The sequence below is a fragment of the Flavobacterium sp. CBA20B-1 genome (assembly GCF_028473145.1).
Classification (GTDB): Bacteria; Bacteroidota; Bacteroidia; order Flavobacteriales; family Flavobacteriaceae; genus Flavobacterium.
The window spans coordinates 708,008-726,816 of sequence record NZ_CP092370.1; the positions used below are offsets into that span (position 1 = coordinate 708,008).

The 18,809-nt window shown below is 35.2% G+C and carries 16 protein-coding genes; 5 read left to right on the forward strand and 11 right to left on the reverse strand.

Annotation, left to right across the window (positions count from 1 at the left end):
- The 8 genes from MG290_RS03610 to MG290_RS03645 all read right to left on the reverse strand — a co-directional run bounded on the left by MG290_RS03610 (window position 1) and on the right by MG290_RS03645 (window position 10,885).
- A complete protein-coding gene (locus MG290_RS03610; RefSeq protein WP_264562546.1) occupies window positions 1-1,440 on the reverse strand; it encodes a CCA tRNA nucleotidyltransferase in 1,440 nt (479 codons plus the stop codon).
- A complete protein-coding gene (locus tag MG290_RS03615) occupies window positions 1,440-2,009 on the reverse strand; it encodes an L-threonylcarbamoyladenylate synthase (RefSeq protein WP_264562547.1) in 570 nt (189 codons plus the stop codon). Before MG290_RS03615 ends, MG290_RS03610 begins: the two co-directional genes overlap by 1 nt.
- 24 nt (window positions 2,010-2,033) lie before the next feature.
- Window positions 2,034-3,110, reverse strand: a complete 1,077-nt coding sequence (locus MG290_RS03620) for an agmatinase family protein (RefSeq protein WP_264562548.1) — start codon at window positions 3,108-3,110, stop codon at window positions 2,034-2,036.
- 62 nt (window positions 3,111-3,172) lie between these two features.
- On the reverse strand, window positions 3,173-4,450 hold the full coding sequence (gene kynU, locus MG290_RS03625) for a kynureninase (RefSeq protein WP_264562549.1): 1,278 nt from the start codon (window positions 4,448-4,450) through the stop codon (window positions 3,173-3,175).
- Window positions 4,451-4,532: 82 nt separating this feature from the next.
- A complete protein-coding gene (locus tag MG290_RS03630; protein ID WP_257499026.1) occupies window positions 4,533-4,862 on the reverse strand; it encodes a hypothetical protein in 330 nt (109 codons plus the stop codon).
- A 107-nt stretch (window positions 4,863-4,969) separates the two neighbouring features.
- Window positions 4,970-7,231, reverse strand: coding sequence for an aconitate hydratase (locus MG290_RS03635; RefSeq protein WP_264562550.1), 2,262 nt, complete (start codon window positions 7,229-7,231; stop codon window positions 4,970-4,972).
- A 271-nt stretch (window positions 7,232-7,502) separates the two neighbouring features.
- Window positions 7,503-8,867 (reverse strand): peptidylprolyl isomerase, encoded by a 1,365-nt coding sequence (locus MG290_RS03640; RefSeq protein WP_264562551.1) that lies wholly within the window; start codon window positions 8,865-8,867, stop codon window positions 7,503-7,505.
- Window positions 8,868-8,938: 71 nt separating this feature from the next.
- The gene (locus MG290_RS03645) at window positions 8,939-10,885 is read right to left on the reverse strand and encodes a peptidylprolyl isomerase (RefSeq protein WP_264562552.1); all 1,947 of its coding nucleotides are present in this window, start codon (window positions 10,883-10,885) and stop codon (window positions 8,939-8,941) included.
- A gap of 132 nt (window positions 10,886-11,017) precedes the next feature.
- Between MG290_RS03645 and MG290_RS03650 the strand changes: the two genes are divergently transcribed.
- Both MG290_RS03650 and MG290_RS03655 read left to right on the forward strand, forming a co-directional pair.
- Window positions 11,018-12,610: a peptide chain release factor 3 gene (locus tag MG290_RS03650; protein ID WP_264562553.1), complete on the forward strand. Its 1,593-nt coding sequence runs from the start codon at window positions 11,018-11,020 to the stop codon at window positions 12,608-12,610.
- Window positions 12,611-12,673: 63 nt separating this feature from the next.
- Window positions 12,674-13,390, forward strand: coding sequence for a hypothetical protein (locus tag MG290_RS03655; protein ID WP_264562554.1), 717 nt, complete (start codon window positions 12,674-12,676; stop codon window positions 13,388-13,390).
- A gap of 18 nt (window positions 13,391-13,408) precedes the next feature.
- On the opposite strand, the gene recR is transcribed toward MG290_RS03655, so the two are convergent.
- Window positions 13,409-14,026 (reverse strand): recombination mediator RecR, encoded by a 618-nt coding sequence (gene recR, locus MG290_RS03660; protein ID WP_264563175.1) that lies wholly within the window; start codon window positions 14,024-14,026, stop codon window positions 13,409-13,411.
- A 91-nt stretch (window positions 14,027-14,117) separates the two neighbouring features.
- Here recR and MG290_RS03665 point away from each other — a divergent pair, with 91 nt between their 5' ends.
- Together MG290_RS03665 and MG290_RS03670 are read left to right on the forward strand one after the other, a co-directional pair.
- Complete coding sequence (locus tag MG290_RS03665; protein ID WP_264562555.1) at window positions 14,118-15,632, forward strand: sodium:solute symporter; 1,515 nt, start codon at window positions 14,118-14,120, stop codon at window positions 15,630-15,632.
- A 222-nt stretch (window positions 15,633-15,854) separates the two neighbouring features.
- Window positions 15,855-16,244 (forward strand): DUF1398 domain-containing protein, encoded by a 390-nt coding sequence (locus tag MG290_RS03670; RefSeq protein WP_264562556.1) that lies wholly within the window; start codon window positions 15,855-15,857, stop codon window positions 16,242-16,244.
- A gap of 58 nt (window positions 16,245-16,302) precedes the next feature.
- Here MG290_RS03670 and MG290_RS03675 read toward each other — a convergent pair whose 3' ends face one another.
- On the reverse strand, window positions 16,303-16,665 hold the full coding sequence (locus MG290_RS03675; RefSeq protein WP_264562557.1) for a CoA-binding protein: 363 nt from the start codon (window positions 16,663-16,665) through the stop codon (window positions 16,303-16,305).
- A 54-nt stretch (window positions 16,666-16,719) separates the two neighbouring features.
- Window positions 16,720-18,105 carry a phosphoglucosamine mutase gene (glmM, locus tag MG290_RS03680; protein WP_264562558.1) on the reverse strand — a complete coding sequence of 462 codons (1,386 nt, stop codon included), beginning with the start codon at window positions 18,103-18,105 and terminating at the stop codon, window positions 16,720-16,722.
- A gap of 32 nt (window positions 18,106-18,137) precedes the next feature.
- Here glmM and MG290_RS03685 point away from each other — a divergent pair, with 32 nt between their 5' ends.
- Window positions 18,138-18,782: an acyl carrier protein phosphodiesterase gene (locus MG290_RS03685; RefSeq protein ID WP_264562559.1), complete on the forward strand. Its 645-nt coding sequence runs from the start codon at window positions 18,138-18,140 to the stop codon at window positions 18,780-18,782.
- Window positions 18,783-18,809 lie beyond the last annotated feature (27 nt).

Consider the following 18,809-nt stretch of genomic DNA (forward strand, 5'->3'; position numbering starts at 1 on the left):
TTATAACTTTGGATTAACGGGTTTTAACCCTAAACTATCTGCTTTTTTTAACATAAATTGATACGCCGCAGCATACTCATTAGCAATATCACCTTCCAAAATAGCCTCTTTAATGGCATCTTTAATTTGTCCGATTTCTCTTGAAGGTTTTAGATCAAAAATTTCCATTATTTCTTCGCCAGTAATGGGTGGCTGAAAATTGCGTACATGATCGCGCTCTTCAACTTCCACAATTTTATGGCGAACAATTTTAAAATTGTTATGGTATTTTTGAAACTTCTTTTGATTTTTCGTAGTAATATCTGCCTCGCACAAGGTTAACAAATTTTCCACATCTTCGCCTGCATCAAACACCAACCGGCGAACTGCCGAATCGGTGACTGTATCTTCTGCGATTACAATTGGTCGAGAACTCATCGCCACCATTTTCTGCACAAAACGCATTTTTTGGTTTAAAGGCATGTGTAAACGCTGAAAAATTCGCTTCACCATTTTACTGCCTAAAAATTCGTGCCCATGGAATGTCCAACCGTTCTTCTTATTGAATTTTTTGGTAGGCGCTTTTCCAATATCGTGCAACAAAGCAGCCCAACGCAGCCATAAATCATCTGTATTCGGACAAATATTATCAACCACTTCTAAGGTGTGGTAAAAGTTGTTTTTGTGTGTGTGACCTTCCACTTCTTCCACATTGTTTAAGGCAGTTAATTCAGGTAAAATTAAATCGAGTAACCCTGTTTTGTACAACAGTAAAAAGCCTGTAGATGGTTTTTCAGTCATTAAAATTTTATGTAATTCTTCCACTATTCGCTCGCCCGAAATAATCTTTATACGATCGGCATTTTTTGCAATTGCATCCAGCGATTGTTCTTCAATGGTAAAATGTAACTGAGTGGCAAACCGAATGGCGCGCATCATTCGCAAGGGATCGTCAGAATAAGTGATATCTGGATCAAGTGGTGTGCGAATAATTTGATTTTGCAAATCGATCATTCCATCAAAAGGATCCACCAAATCACCAAAATGGTCTTCGTTTAATGAAAAAGCCATGGCATTTATGGTAAAATCTCGTCGGTTTTGATCGTCTTTAAGTGTTCCGTTTTCAACCAATGGATTTCTACTATCAGCTCGATATGATTCTTTTCTTGCGCCAACAAATTCAATATCAATATCGTTAAAACGCAGCATAGCTGTGCCATAATTTTTAAAAACCTGTACTTTTGGGTGGTGCGGAATCAGTTCCGAAACTTTCAAAGCCAAATCAATACCGCTTCCAACAGCCACAATATCAATATCTTTTTTAGAATTGCGTTGCAAAATGTAATCGCGTACAAATCCACCAATCACATAAGCATCTACCTTCAATGCTTCGGCAGCTTGTTTTATTATTTCAAAAATGGGATCTTGTAAGGCTTCTTTATAATTGGATGAATGAATCATTATTTTCTTAAAATTTTTACTTGAGCATCATTTGTAAGTTTAATTACTGTTGATGATTTTTTACAGATTTTATCTTGATCTAATTGTACCACATAATCTACTCCATTTATTATTTCTTGAGAGATTTCTGAAAACCGGGTAGGAGTGACATCGCCAGAAATATTAGCCGATGTGGATACCAACGGACGCTTCATTCGCTCTACCAATTTGAAAACAAAAGGGGTATTTACAATACGGATTCCCAATGAATTGTCTTCGGCAATTAAGTTTTTTGCTACATTTCTGGGCTCATCTAAAACCAAAGTTGTTGGTTTTTCGGCACAATCTAAAATATCAAAAGCCACTTGTGGAATGTCTTTAAAAACATGGTAAAGTAAGCGGTCGTTGTTCACCAAAACAATCATGCTTTTGCTTTCCGCACGTTTTTTAAGCTCGTAAATTTTCTTCACAGCTTCTTCGTTGGTTGCATCACAGCCCAATCCCCAAACAGTGTCGGTTGGATAAAGGATAATTCCTCCGTTTTTAATTACTTCAAATGCTTGATGTACTTCTTTATTAATGTCTTCCATAAAAAGGAATAAATTTAATTCTAATTAAAACTCAATCTTTTCGCCTACATTCATTCCAGAATTTTTAGCGAAAACACCACATAAATGAAATAATAAGCGTGCACCAACATTTCCGTCCCAATCATCAGATCCCGGAGCAACTTCAACCAAATCAATTCCGATGATATTTTTGTTTGATTCTGCCAATCTGCTCAATAAGTAAGTAGCTTGCTCGTAAGCTAAACCACCCGGAACTGGTGTACCTGTATTGGGACAATACCAACGATAAAGAGCATCTATATCAAAGCTAATTGCAACATTATCAGGTAACTGCGATATTATTTCATTGCACTGATCCTGCCAAGTTGTTCCTGTGAATTGATTTGCTTTTAAATCGGTATCGGTATACACTTTTACTTTGTTAGATTTTTTAATCACGCTTACTTCGCCTTCACTAAAATCACGAATACCTACTTGCACAATTTTTTCTATTTGTGGTAATTTAATCGCATTGTACATGATGGAAGCGTGCGAATAGGTAAAACCTTCGTAAGCTTCGCGCAGATCCATGTGGGCATCAAAGTGCAGAATACCAAAATGGTCGTTTTTACTTGCCAAAGCTTCGTAATAACCCATTGGGGTTGAATGGTCGCCACCCAAAAGAATTACTTTTTTACCTTTATTCATCCAATAAAGTGTGCGCTCTTTCACTTCTTGGTTGAATTGAGCCGATGCTTTATTAATTTTATCTAAATCGGCCTGTAGTTGTGGGAATGTTTCTATGGCTTCACCATTTTCTAACGCTTCAATGATAGGTTGGGCTAAATTTTTATATTTTTCGCTGTTTTCCATCCAATGTTGCGGCGCTTCGTCCATATAAATTCCTAATTTCCATAAATCTGGAAATTCTTGATGCAGTAAATCAACTTGAAAGGAAGCGTTTAAAATTGCTTCAGGTCCTTCACTGGCACCACTTCCATAACTCACCGTTACTTCCCAAGGTGCTGGTAAAATGATTATTTCACTTTCGTTTGCTGTGAAAGGTAATCCATAAATAGATGCATCAGCCGAACCGGGTTGCGATGGATCAAAATTTTCTATTTTTTGTTGTTTAGTAAGCATTTTTTATTTCTTTTTATGCGTTACAAATATAAAAAAAGCCAGCGTAAAGCTGGCTAAATATATTAAGTTGTTTGTATTCCTTTTTTCAAAATTTGTCCAAAATGATACATATCTTCAAAGGTTGAATATAATGGCACCGGAGCTAAACGAATAACTGCTGGTTCGCGCCAATCTACAATCACGCCTTCTTTCATTAAATAATGAAAAAGTTCTTTTCCTTCGCCGTGTAAAACCACAGAAAGCTGCGATCCTCGTTCTGTTTGATTTTTTGGAGTGATAATTTCTAAATTGGTATTGGTTTCTTTGGCTATTTCGTTTACGATAAACTCTAAATAAGCGGTTATTAAATTGCGCTTTTTTATAAGGGCATCCATACCAATTTCATCAAACATTTCAACAGATGCCAAGTAAGGTGCCATTGCTAAAACACCCGTACATGAACTTTGCCAACCCAATGCTCCTTCATTTGGTGTAAATTCCGGCTCCATTAAAAAACGGCGTTCTTTATCGTGACCATACCATCCTCCAAAACGATTTAGATCAGGATTGTTGTGATGTTTTTCGTGTACAAAATATCCGGCAACACTTCCTGGACCTGCATTCATGTATTTGTAACTACACCAACATGCAAAATCTGCATTCCAATCGTGCAATTTGAGCTCGATATTTCCGGCAGCATGTGCCAAATCCCAACCTACTTTTGCACCAACCGCATGACCCGCTTTTGTGATGTTTTCCATATCTAAAACCTGACCAGTGTAATAGTTGATTCCACCGATTAAAACCAAAGCCAATTCATCGCCTACTTCATTAATCTTAGCGATAATGTCTTCGTTGCGCAGATTGTGCTCACCTGCTCTTCGCTGTACTTCAACAATAGCATCTTTTGGATCGAAACCATGAAATTTAACTTGGGTTTGCAACATATACTGGTCGCTAGGAAAAGCTTTTTCTTCGCAAATAATTTTGAATCGGGTAGGTGTTGGGTTATAAAACGAAACCATCATCATGTGTAAATTCACAGTAAGGGTGTTCATTACAGAAACCTCACTAGGTTTTGCTCCCACAATTTTTGATAACGGATTTGAAAAACGCTCATGGTAATCCCACCATGGCTTTTGTGCATAAAAATGTCCTTCAACAGCCATATTTGCCCAATCATTCATCACTTCATCTACATATTTTTTGGCGCGATTTGGCATTAATCCCAATGAATTTCCCGTAAAATAGATTGCTTTTTTTCCGTTGACTTGTGGGAAAACAAATTCGCTTTGGTATTTCTTTAATTCGTCTTGCGCATCTAAAGATTGTGCAAATTCTTGTGTATTTTGAAAGTTCATTATGTTGATTTTATTTTTAAAAGATAAATTTACTTATAATAAATGTGTTGAACAAAGTCTTTAGTACAGAATATTTATGTACCTACTCATCATCTGGTTTTTCAACTTTTTTATCAATATTTTCATTTAAAAAAGGAACATAGATTCGTTCACTTTTTATTACAAGGATTAATGCTATAACTGCATGAAGAAACACACACGTGAGCAAGAATATAATCCTGCCTTTCCCAAAAACATCTTTATTGAAAAGAGTTTCGTAATGGTAGGCAACAAAGCAATATCCTACAAAAAGTAAGGTGTTGATGGTAATCACACGAAAAAATTTTTTGCGATTTGCCAACACAATAACAGTCACCAAAAAACAAATCATGGAAACTGCTACTACTGCGATAATTGCTTCTAAAAAAGTCATATATAAAAATGTAGGGTAAATATCGGTTATTTTTTAGATATTTTAAAACAAAAATCCGACCAATTATATGAATTAGTCGGATTTTTTATGTGTGTATTTTCAAGAAATTATTTTCCTGCTGCAATTAAATTTAATGCAGAACCTGCTTTAAACCACTCAATTTGGCTGTCGTTATAGGTATGATTTGCCATGATGATGTCTTTAGAACCGTCTGCATGAACGAATTCTAAAGTTAATTGTTTTCCTGGAGCAAATTCGGTTAAATCTAAAAAGTTGATGGTATCGTCTTCTTGAATTTTATCGTAATCTGCTTCGTTTGCAAATGTCAATGCCAACATACCTTGTTTTTTAAGGTTGGTTTCGTGGATACGAGCAAACGATTTTACTAGAACTGCTTTTACACCTAAGTGGCGAGGTTCCATTGCGGCGTGCTCACGCGATGATCCTTCACCGTAGTTTTGATCACCCACCACGATCGATGGAATTCCTGCCGCTTTGTATTGACGTTGAACTGCCGGAACTTCTGCATATTCACCTGTTAATTGATTTTTAACAAGGTTTGCTTTTCCGTTAAACGCATTTTCTGCACCAATTAGCATATTGTTTGAAATATTGTCTAAGTGTCCGCGGAAACGCAACCATGGTCCTGCCATTGAAATGTGGTCGGTGGTACATTTTCCAAAAGCTTTGATTAACAATTTAGCTCCTGTAATATTTTGACCGTTCCAAGGTTGGAAAGGTTCTAACAATTGTAAACGAGATGAATCTGGATTCACCACTACATTCACGCTAGATCCGTCTGCTGCAGGCGCTTGATAACCTGCGTCTTCCACATCGAAACCTTTTGTTGGTAATTCATCGCCAAATGGCGGTTTAAACATTACCTCTTCGCCATTATCGTTTAGTAATTTATCGGTAATTGGGTTAAAATCTAATCGACCCGAAATTGCCAATGCTGCAACCATTTCTGGAGAAGTTACAAACGCATGCGTATTTGGATTTCCATCGGCACGTTTAGAGAAGTTACGGTTAAAAGAGTGTACAATAGTGTTTTTCTCACCTTTGTCTGCTCCTTCACGATCCCATTGCCCAATACAAGGTCCACAAGCATTTGTAAAAACTTTTGTTCCCATTTTTTCAAAGGCAGCAATCATACCGTCTCTTTCAATGGTGTATCGAATTTGTTCAGAACCTGGGTTGATACCAAACTCGGCTTTTGGTGTAATGCCAAGTTCCACAGCTTGGTTAACGATTGATACTGCACGAGACATATCTTCATAAGAAGAGTTGGTACATGAACCGATTAATCCCCATTCTACTTTTACCGGCCAATCATTTTTAGCGGCTTCTTCTTTCATTTTTGATACAGGTGTTCCTCTATCCGGAGTGAAAGGTCCGTTGATATATGGTTCTAATTCTGATAAATTAATTTCGATTAATTGGTCAAAATATTGCTCTGGGTTTGCATATACTTCTGCATCGGCAGTTAAGTATGAAGCTACTTTATCAGCTGCTTCAACCACATCTGCACGACCGGTAGCTGTTAAATATCTTCTCATGGAATCATCGTACCCAAAGGTAGATGTTGTAGCACCAATTTCGGCACCCATATTACAAATGGTTCCTTTACCTGTACAAGACATTGAAAGTGCGCCTTCGCCAAAATACTCAACAATAGCACCTGTTCCACCTTTCACAGTTAAAATATCAGCAACTTTTAAGATAACATCTTTTGGAGCTGTCCATCCGTTTAATTTTCCTGTTAATTTTACTCCGATAAGTTTAGGGAATTTTAATTCCCAAGCCATACCGCTCATCACGTCAACTGCATCTGCACCACCCACACCAATAGCAAGCATTCCTAAACCACCTGCGTTTACTGTGTGAGAATCGGTTCCGATCATCATACCGCCAGGAAATGCGTAGTTTTCTAAAACAATTTGGTGAATGATTCCAGCACCTGGTTTCCAGAAGCCAATACCGTATTTATTGGAAACAGATGAAAGAAAATCAAAAACTTCTTTTGATTGGTTGTTTGCTACAGCTAAATCTTTTTCTGCACCTACTTTTGCTTGAATTAAGTGATCACAGTGAACGGTTGTTGGTACTGCCACTTGCTCTTTACCAGCATGCATAAACTGCAATAAAGCCATTTGGGCAGTAGCGTCTTGACATGCTACACGATCCGGAGCAAAATCTACATAATCTTTTGCTCTTTCAAATTTTTGTGAAGGTGTTCCTTCCCATAAATGAGAATATAAAATCTTTTCTGAAAGTGTTAGCGGACGACCTACTAATTCGCGTGCTTTGTCAACACGTGCAGGCATGTTTTCGTACACTTTTTTAATCATTTCAATATCAAAAGCCATACTTTATAAATTGTGTTTAGTTATTTAATGTTTAATTTTTACAAAAATACAAAATTCAATTTGAATTAAAAAATTTTTAATAAATTCATCAATTCTAAGAATTATTATTTATAATTATTCTATTTTAGTGGTTTTAAGTCAATATTTTAATAAACTGCGTATCATTATCTAAAAAAAATAATTGTTTTTTTGCTATATAGATACATTTCTTTTCAAATATCTGCTAAATAATCAAAAAGCCCTTCATATAGAAGAGCTTTTTGTGTGCATATTATCTGTTTTTAAGCCAATTGCTTTTAAAGTTGCAGTTTTGATAATCATCATTGATATAGATATAGGTATCTTTTATATGATCTGCTATCCATTTTCCAATCACCTCGTTTTGTTTTGATTTGAGTGCCACATAACGTATTTGCATATAATCTTTTGAAAAATCAGCAAGGTGTTGGGGTATTTTATTGGTTATTTGAACAATTCGGTAGTATTGTTTATCTGAGGAATCTGTTACCAAAGTGTTGTTTGAAATTTCACCTACTTTTAAATTTGAAACCATTTCATACAACATTCTGTCTTCCATTTTATTCAATTCAAATCGAGATTCTCCCGAACGATCTAATAAAATTCCTCCACTTTGTTTGGTTTCTTTTTGTTCTGAATATTGGCGAGCTGCATCGGCAAAGGTAATTTCTTTGTTTAAAATACGAATGCGCAACTCATCTAAAGTGGTTTTTGCTTTTTCTAATGCTTCTGCGGTTGGTTTTGGTTTTATTAATATATGGCGAAGCTCTAAATCTTTCCCTTTAATTTTTTCTAATAAAATAATGTGATACCCGTGTTCTGTTTCGAAAGGTTTTGATATTTCGCCTTCTCTTAATGAAAAAGCCACATCTTTAAATTCTTTTACAAATTGTGTTTTTTTGTCGATGGTATATAAACCACCTGTTTGTATAGACCCTTTATCTTCAGAATACATATACACTTTGCTGGCAAACGATGAGCCGTCTATAACGTCTTGACGGATTTCATTGAGCTTATCAATAACTGCTTGGCGCTGTTCTTTGGTAATTTCGGGTTTTATAACAATTTCTGCCATTTCTATTTGATCGCCCACCATTGGCAATGAATCTTTTGGGATTTTATTGTAAAACTGGCGAATTTCTTCTGGGGTAATGGTTACTTCTTTTATCAACTTATCTTGCATACGCGATGCCAAAAGATTTTCTTTTGTAATGTCGAAAAACGTTTCTCTTAATTCTTCATAGCTTTTTTTGTTGTAAAACTGCACCACATTATCAATTGAACCTGCTTGTTCAACCATACGGTCGATCTGTCCATCCATATAACTATTCACTTCCTCATCTGTCAACACAATACTATCTTGAATGGCTTGGTGTGTGAACAATTTATTTTCTAAAAGTGTTCCCAAAAGTTCACAGCGGGTTAGTTTAGCTGCATCGTAGCCGGTTGCTTTTGCTTGGATGAGGGTATTGTTTATATCAGAATCTAAAATAACGTAGTTACCTACAACACCCACAACGCCATCGATACGTTTTTTGGTTGTTTGTTGTGCCTGTACGCTTACAAAACTAACAACAGCCAAAACTGTCATTAAAATGTTTTTAAGAAATAATTTCATATTTGTGTATTAATTTTTACAAACTGCAACAAAGATACATAGCTACAGCAAACTTTTGTCTATTTTTAATTTTAATTAAGATTTTTTTTGTTGTATTTGGCTTTTAATTGATTCAAAACAGCTTGATTGGCTTCTATTGATGCTTTTTCTTTTAATTGCTCATTGAACTGTTTTTCGAATAATACTTGGTAGTCTGTGATTACTTTGCTTTTCACTTCTTCAAATGCAGGTTCATAGCTGTCTTTTTTATCGCGCAAATAAAAAACATAGTACAAATTGTTCCATTTTATTATCTTTTTTCCCAGTGAATTAAAATCTAAATTTTCGGGTAAACGTTTATCATTTCTATAAAATCGCCCTTGGTATTTATAAACCATCGGAAAATCTGCTTCTTTAACTGTATAATTGTTCTTTAACAATTTATGATAGGTTTTAGCATCAGATTTATTGTTGAAAACATAAACTTCCCCAATAAAATGTGCCGGTTGCGTGTAATTAGATTGGTGCTGTTCAAAATAATTTTGAAGTGCTACGGTATCATTTGCAGTTGCATTCCAAATCTTTTCCTCTAATAAATCAAATAACATTAAACCTTCTTTATACTCATGTAAAGTGTGTGCAAACTCAGGAAAATTACGTTCCAAATTACTGTTGTACGTTTCTTTTAATTTTTGAAGCGTATAAAAATTAAATGCTTTTTTCACAAGCAATTCATCGGTTGGTGTGGCTGCGTATTTGTTTGGAAAGGAATAAATATGTTCCAAAATATTTTTTACCGTAATTTGATTATCTGTAAAAACAGCTACCACGCTTTCGGTTTCTTTTGTTTGCTCCACTTTTGGTTGGTTCATCAATTCGGTTCGATTTAAAAGCGATACGGTTTTCGATAGATTTTCGGTATTTACTTTAAATTGATACAATTCTTTTAAATGATCCATTAAGTCTTTTTCAAGCACTTTTGAGCGTTCGTCTGACTTTATTTTTCGGAGAAAGTTAGCCTTTAAATCTTCTTCTTCGGGCTGTTCTTTGATATCGGTGACTGCAACGATGTGCCATCCATACTGACTTGTAAACGGTTTTGAATAGGCATCTTTAAAATTCAACTCATATAAAATATCCGAAATACCATCAATGTTGAGTGTTCCTTCGTTATAAATACCCAAATCGCCTCCGTTGTCTCGCGTGTGAATATCTTCCGAGAAATGAAAAGCAACATCGAAAAAAGAATCACCAACTTCTAAACGTTTATAGATTTCGTTGATTTTCTTTTGAGCATCGCCTTGTTCTTTGTCTTTTGTTTCCACTAAAATATGTGCAATTCGCTTTGTTTTTGGAGCGGGTCTTTTTTTATGAACTTTAATTAAATGGTAACCAAACTTTGTTCGAATCGGCATTGAAATAGCTCCAACTGGTGTGTTATAAGCACCGCTTTCAAACGGATAAACCATTTTAAAAACACTAAAATAACCCAAATTGCCTTTGTTATGTTTTGCACTTAAATCATTGGAATAGGCAACAGCGGCATCTTCAAAAGGCAACCCTTTTAAAATTTCGTTTCTAACGTTAATAGCTTGGTTATAAGCTTTTAAAGTATCAGCAGATGCAGCAAATTCATCAACAGTAATTAAAATGTGCGAGGCGTTTACTTCCCACTTATTTCGCTCTAAAGCTTCATCCAATAAACGGTTTAATTCTTTTTCGTTTATAAAATATTTTTCTGCCAATTCCTTTCGGTACATTACAAATTCTTGTTGCACTTTTGGAGATTGATCAATTCCCAAGCTGTATGCGTGTTGCAAACGCAATTTATAGGTTTTATACAATTCAAAATAATTGTCGATGTCTTTTTGAGATTCATCCGCAATTACATCAATATTTTTATTGTACAAACGCTCAAAATCAGCAACAGTGTATATACTGTCGTTAATTGTAACCAAAACATCGGTTGGTTTTTGCGCATACATAAAGGTTGAAAAAGAAAAAAGAAGAAAAAGAAAATGTTTTTTTATACGCTTCATTACCATTTTTGATTGTTTGCACAAAGTTAAACTTTTTTGCGATAGAACATAAAACGATTACAAAAACCAACGCTTTATTTGTTTTAAAATACCACAATAAAATCCTATTTTTGCACCTTTAAAGAAATTAAAATGAGTTTTAAAGACGAAATTTTACGCAGAAGAACCTTTGGTGTTATTGCCCATCCCGATGCCGGTAAAACCACCCTAACCGAAAAATTGCTTTTATTTGGTGGTGCTATTCAAGAAGCAGGTGCGGTAAAAAGCAATAAAATTAAAAAAGGAGCTACATCCGATTTTATGGAAATTGAGCGTCAAAGAGGAATTTCGGTGGCAACATCGGTGCTTGCGTTTAATTATAAAAATAAGAAAATCAATATTTTAGATACACCCGGACACAAAGATTTTGCCGAAGATACTTTTAGAACACTTACAGCGGTTGATTCGGTTATAGTGGTAATCGACGTTGCAAAAGGGGTAGAAGAGCAAACTGAAAAATTGGTTGAAGTTTGTAGAATGCGCAATATTCCTATGATTGTGTTTATTAACAAATTAGACCGTGAAGGAAAAGATGCATTTGATTTGCTGGATGAAGTAGAACAAAAATTAGGATTAAAAGTAACGCCGTTGTCGTTCCCAATTGGTATGGGTTATGATTTTCAGGGAATTTATAACATCTGGGAAAAGAACATTAATTTGTTTAGTGAAGACAGTCGCAAAAATATCGATGATGTAATTACAATTGAAGACTTAGAAGACAAAGCTTTAGATCAATTGGTTGGTGAAAAACCCGCTGCAAAATTGCGGGAAGAACTGGAATTGGTTGCTGAAGTATATCCAGAATTTAACCGGGAAGATTATATAAACGGCGATTTACAACCTGTTTTCTTTGGATCTGCTTTAAACAATTTCGGAGTGCGCGAATTGTTAGATTGCTTTATAGAAATTGCGCCATCGCCCCGAGCAAAAGATTCAGATACCCGAACCGTGCTTCCTGATGAAAATAAATTCGCAGGTTTTGTATTTAAAATTCACGCCAATATGGATCCAAAACACCGCGATCGTTTGGCGTTTATCAAGATCGTTTCGGGAACTTTTGAACGTAATAAACCTTACACGCATGTACGTTTAGGTAAGAATTTAAAATTTTCGAGTCCGAATGCGTTTTTTGCCGAAAAGAAAGAAATTGTTGATATTTCATACGCCGGAGATATTGTTGGTTTGCACGATAACGGAAACTTTAAAATTGGCGATACGCTTACAGAAGGCGAATTGATGAATTTCCGAGGGATCCCATCGTTTTCACCGGAACATTTCCGTTACATTAATAATGCCGATCCAATGAAATCAAAACAATTGGAAAAAGGAATTGACCAATTGATGGATGAAGGAGTGGCACAGTTGTTTACCCTTGAATTAAACGGACGAAAAGTAATTGGAACCGTTGGTGCGCTGCAATACGAAGTTATTCAATACCGTTTAGAACACGAATACGGTGCAAAATGTACTTACGAAAATTTCCCAGCTTTTAAAGCATGTTGGGTGCGACCGGAAGACCCTAAAAACGAAGAGTTTGCCGAATTTAAACGCGTAAAACAAAAATTCTTAGCAAAAGACAAATCGGGACAATTGGTTTTCCTAGCCGATTCTGAATTTTCTATTCAAATGACGCAAAGCAAATATCCAACCGTAAAACTAGATTACGTTTCCGAACGAATTTTATAGCATAAAAAAATCAATCCAAATTTGGGTTGATTTTTTGTTTATATTTACTCTAAAATAATATTTATGAAAGTTAAAGTTTTATTTAATTTGCTTTTTTTGTTTGGTGTGTTTACAAATTGTGCGGCGCAAAAATTTACAGTTAAAACACATTATTTGGATAAAGAAATTATTGATAAAACTAAAGATTCTATTTTTCTCATTTATAATGATAAGCCTTTTTACGAGGACGAAACTTATTTTGTAGAAAGCTATTGTAAAGGAGAGTGGGGTGGTGCTGTTGTTTTTACAAATAAAATTTCCAATAATAAGTTCATTTGTAAATCCACTTGTGCAGTAAATGTTATTCGCTTTAATGAAGCATATATTATCTCTAATACACTAAATCACTTGGGGTTAAGTTCAACTGTTCTAGAAATACAAAATGTTGAACATATTACGAAAATTGAAAATATAGATTTAAAAGATATCAATTTTGAACGAGTTTCCACTAAAGGGAGTAAAGAATTAATTAAAACTTATGGATATAAAACATTAGGCAATTTCATAAATAACAATAACTTGTATTTTGTTATATGTGATAGTAATGAAACATTTGTAGCACAAATTCAAAATAAAAAATTTAAACTTATCCAAAAAATTTTCAATCAGGAACTTTTTTCTGTTTCTAATGTTCATTACAAACTAGAAAATGGAGCAACTTATATTCCCTTCAGTGATTTTAAAAATTCGGGATATATCCTAATTGTTGAAAATAAAATAGACTTGTTTTTCAAAAAATAAAATCGATGCTATATTTTTTTAAATCTTCAAACTACTTTCAAAAGGTACGCGGTGCATTAAACTTCTACCCAAAGTAACTTCATCGGCATATTGCAGCTCATCGCCAACGGCAATTCCGCGTGCAATGGTCGATGTGGTGATATTAAAATCTTTAATCTGTTTGTAAATATAAAAATTGGTGGTGTCGCCTTCCATAGTAGAACTCAATGCAAAAATAATTTCTTTCACACCGCCATTTTTTACCTTGTCAATCAAAGTTTTAATATTTAATTGACTGGGACCAACGCCATCAATCGGAGAAATTTTTCCACCTAAAACATGATAAATCCCTTTGTAAAGCTGTGTGTTTTCTAATGCCATAACATCGCGAACATCTTCCACCACACAAATTATCGAATGATCGCGCGATGGTTTTTCACAAATTTCGCACAATTGCGTATCCGAAATAGCATGGCAACTTTTACAGTATTTAATTTCGTTTCGCAATAAATCTAACGATGTGGTTAACGCAGTTGTGTGCGCTATCGGCTGGCGCAGCAAATGCAAAACCAAACGCAAAGCAGTACGCTTACCAATGCCTGGTAATTGTGCCATTTCGTTTACTGCGTTTTCTAATAATTTCGAAGGAAAATCCATACTGCAAAAGTAGTAATTTTTTTGAAAGAAAATTAAGGCGGGATTTGTTTCAGCTATCATAAAATAGTTATTTTTGATAAAATTTAAACCAATGACTCCAACTGTAATTTTAACCATTTTAGTTTTATATTTTGCTGTTTTAATAGGAATATCTCGTTTTGTGAGCCGAAAAGACAGCAGTAATTCGGCTTTTTTCTCTGCCAATAAAAACTCTAAATGGTATTTAGTGGCTTTTGGAATGATTGGAACCGCACTTTCGGGCGTTACCTTTATATCGGTGCCTGGTGAAGTGGGCGCGCCAAGTGGTGAACAATTCAAGTATTTTCAATTTGTTTTGGGAAATGCTGTTGGATTTATAATCACGGCTACGGTACTTTTACCTTTATATTATAGGTTGCAGTTGGTTTCTATTTATGAATATTTTGAAAAGCGATTGGGTTTTTACAGTTACAAAACCGCCGCAGCCATATTTTTAATCAGTAGAACCATTGGATCGGCTTTTCGATTGTATTTGGTAGTGATTGTTTTTCAGCGATTTGTGTTTGATGCTTTCGGAATTCCTTTTGCAGTAACCGGATTAATTTCACTTGCTTTAATTTACGCATATACCTATAAATCGGGTTTGAAAGCCATCATTATTACCGATACGCTGCAAACTTTTTTCTTGGTGAGTTCGGTTATTTTAACCATCATTTTTATTTGTTCTAGTTTAGATTTAAACGCCATTGAAGCTTTTGAAACAGTAAAAAACAGCAGTTACAGCAAAATTTTCTTTTGGGAAGATTTCATGGGTAGTAAATTTCATTTTGCAAAGCAATTTTTAGGTGGAATGTTTGTAACCATTGCCATGACTGGTTTAGATCAAGATTTAATGCAGAAAAATTTAAGTTGCGCCAATATTAAAGATGCACAAAAAAACATGTTTACGTTTACCGGCATTTTTGTGTTGATTAATATCTTTTTCTTGGGAGTTGGTGCGTTGCTTTACATTTATGCCGATGCCAATGGCGTGCAAGTGCCTGCTGATTTAATCACTGGAAAGCCCCGAACCGATTTATTATTCCCTGAAATAGCTTTTCACCATTTGGCATTAGTACCTGCTGTGGTCTTTTTATTGGGATTAATTGCTGCCACATTTGCCACAACCGATTCTGCTTTAACGGCATTAACCACCTCTTTTTGTATTGATTTTTTAGGAATGGATAAACCCGAAAATGTTCATAAACCAAAAAATGTAAAGGTTCGGAAAATGGTTCATTTTGTTTTTTGCTTGATTATGTTCGGAGTTATTGTGCTTTTTAATGCCATAAATGATGCATCGGTTGTAAGCATGATTTTTAGAATAGCTTCTTACACATACGGTCCTTTGTTGGGATTATTTACTTTTGGGATTTTCTTTAAAAACAGAACAGTACACGATCAATGGGTGCCATTGATTTGTTTAGCCGCTCCGTTTATTACACTCTTAATTAGTAATTATTCTGCTACCTTTTTGAATGGTTATGTTTTTGATAACGAATTGATTATAGTAAATGCAGGCATTACCGTGCTGTTGCTTTTGGCAATAAGCAAAAAGCTTACTAAAACGATTTTTGTGAAATACTAGCTTGCGTGAGGGATTGAGGCATTTGTCTGAGCTCTTTTTTGTGGAACGAAGTGGAACAAAAAAAGCGAGTGCCGAAAGCCCGACCCCGGCGAACAAATTTTTTTTTATACTGAAATTTTCTTTGCGCCGGGGGCACGCCCAAAAAATAAAAAAAAACGATTTTTTACAATGAAAGTAGCTTTAAAGGATGCAACTTTGCATAGAAATTAAAAATAGAGAAAAATGTTTACAGTAGAACAAATTAAGGCAGCGCACAGTAAGGTGCAAACGGGTGCGGATTTTCCGGCTTATATTCAGGATTTGAAAGGGTTAGGGGTGACGTATTATGAAACTTTTGTGACCGATGGGCATACCGATTATTTTGGGGCAAATGATTATAAAACTTCGACGGAAGCAAAATACAATGCTTTTGTGATTGCCGATGCCTCGAATATGGAACAATTTGTTGCTGATTTAAAAGCACACCAGCAAGGAAAAACCGATTATCCTACTTTTTGCAGTGACTGTGCAAAGTCGGGCATTGAAAAATGGGCGGTTTGCATGGAAAAAATGACGTGCACGTATTTTGACCAAGCAGGTAATGAAGTGTTGGTAGAAGCGATTCCGCAATAAAAATATACCTTTTTTGATACAAAAAAACCGAGTCTAAGTAAGGCTCGGTTTTGTGTTTTTAATATTTATTGATGCTTAAAAGAACTAAAGTGCATGCTTCTTCGTAAGCAATTCCTGCATGCGTGAGTTTTTCCTGAAACTCTTTATTTTCGGTTCCCGGGTTAAAAATCACTCGGCGAGGTTGCAGGTTTAAAATATATTCATAAAAAGGTTTTTGGTTGGTAGGATTCAGGTAAATCGTTACGGTATCGATATCGTCATAAGGAATCAATTCTTTATGAATGGGAACTCCGTTTACTTCGCCGGTTCTGTTTCCAAAAGCTTTTACTTTGTACTGGTGGTTTAATAATTTTTTTATCGCCATGTTGGAATACCGCTGCTCATTTTCTGATGCGCCCATAACTAATGTATATTCTTTCATAGTAAATTGTTTGTAACTAAGTTACCACTTTTTTACTTAAAAAGCTATTTAAAATTAACCAACTACTTCTTGAATTTCTTGTAAAATTTTTTGTGCTAAATCATCGGCTGCTTGCTGTGTCGGTGCTTCGGTATAAATTCGAATAATGGGTTCGGTATTCGATTTTCGCAAATGCACCCAAGAATCTGCCAAATCAATCTTAACACCATCAACAGTGCTGATTTTTTCGTTGGCATATCGTTTTTGCATTTCTTCTAAAATGGCATCTACATTGATTTCAGGTGTTAATTCAATTTTGTTTTTACTCATGAAATAGGCCGGGTAAGAAGTTCTTAAAGCCGCTACATCTAAATCTTGTTTTGCCAAATGTGTTAAAAACAAAGCTACACCAACCAAGGCATCGCGACCATAATGAATTTCAGGATAAATAATTCCGCCGTTTCCTTCGCCACCAATTATGGCATTGTTTTTCTTCATTAATTCCACCACATTTACTTCGCCAACTGCCGATGCTTCGTAGATTCCGTTATGTTTTTCGGTAATATCTTTCAACGCGCGAGAAGACGACATGTTGGAAACCGTGTTGCCCGGAGTTTTGCTCAACACATAATCTGCAACAGCTACCAAGGTATATTCTTCTCCAAACATTTCGCCATTATTGCTGATAAAAGCCAAACGATCCACATCCGGATCAACCACAATACCAAAATCGGCGTTTTCTTTTACAACCAATTCGCAGATATCGGTTAAATGTTCTTTTAAAGGTTCTGGATTGTGCGGAAAATGTCCGTTTGGTTCACAATACAATTCCACCACTTCAACGCCCATTTTCTTCAATAAAGCAGGAATTACAATTCCGCCCGAAGAATTTACACCATCAACAACTACCTTGAATTTTTTACTTTTAACAGCTTCTACATCAACTAATTTTAGGTTTAAAACTTCATCGATATGTCTGTCCATATAATCAGTGATTTCGGTTATGGTTCCCAACGAATCCACATCGGCAAAGTCAAAACTGTCTGATTCTGCAATTTCTAAAATCAAAGCACCTTCGGCTCCGCTTAAAAATTCGCCTTTATTGTTCAATAATTTCAATGCATTCCATTGTTTTGGATTGTGCGATGCCGTTAGAATAATTCCGCCATCAGCTTTTTCTAGAGGAACAGCCACTTCAACAGTTGGTGTGGTTGATAAGCCTAAATCAATTACGTTGATCCCTAAACCTACCAACGTTTGCATTACCAATTGGTGAATCATTGGGCCCGAAATGCGGGCATCACGACCAATTACAACGGTTAATTTATCTTTTTGAAGACTGTTTTTAAGAAATGTTCCGTAAGCCGATGCAAATTTTACAGCATCGATCGGAGTTAAATTTTCGCCCACGTTGCCGCCAATGGTACCGCGAATTCCGGAAATAGATTTTATTAAGGTCATTTATTTACATTTTTTAACAAACAAATATAAGAATGATTATATTAGATAAGTACAATTTACGCTATTTTTATATCATGAATTTTTTAGCGCATATTTATTTATCGGGAACGAACGAACGCATACAAATTGGCAATTTTATGGGCGATGGTATTCGTGGTAAAGATTATAAAAATTATCACAATGATATTCAAATTGGGGTTTTGTTGCACCGGTCTATTGATAGTTTTACTGATTTTCATCCGATTTTTCGTCAATCAAAACACAGATTGGTTCCAAAATACAATCACTTTTCTGGAATTATTGTGGATATGTTTTACGATCATTTTCTGGCGAAAGAATGGAAAATGTATCACCACGAAGATTTGCAGTTTTTTACCCAAAGATTCTATCAAAGTCTGGAAAATCATCAAGACGAATTAAACCTGAAAACCCAACAATTACTTCCTTATTTAACACATCAAAATTGGCTGGAACGCTATGCACATTTAACCGATTTACAGCAGATTTTGCAACAAATGGACAATCGCTTCGCTATGAAATCGAACATGAGCGACTCTGTGGACGACTTACATACTTTTTATGATGATTTTCAGCGCGAATTTCACTTGTTTTTTAAGGATTTAATGATTCATTCAGATAAAGAGTTGCAACGCCTTGTAAACGAATTTAAAAAATGATTGTCTTTTAATTTTTAGTGCGTTACT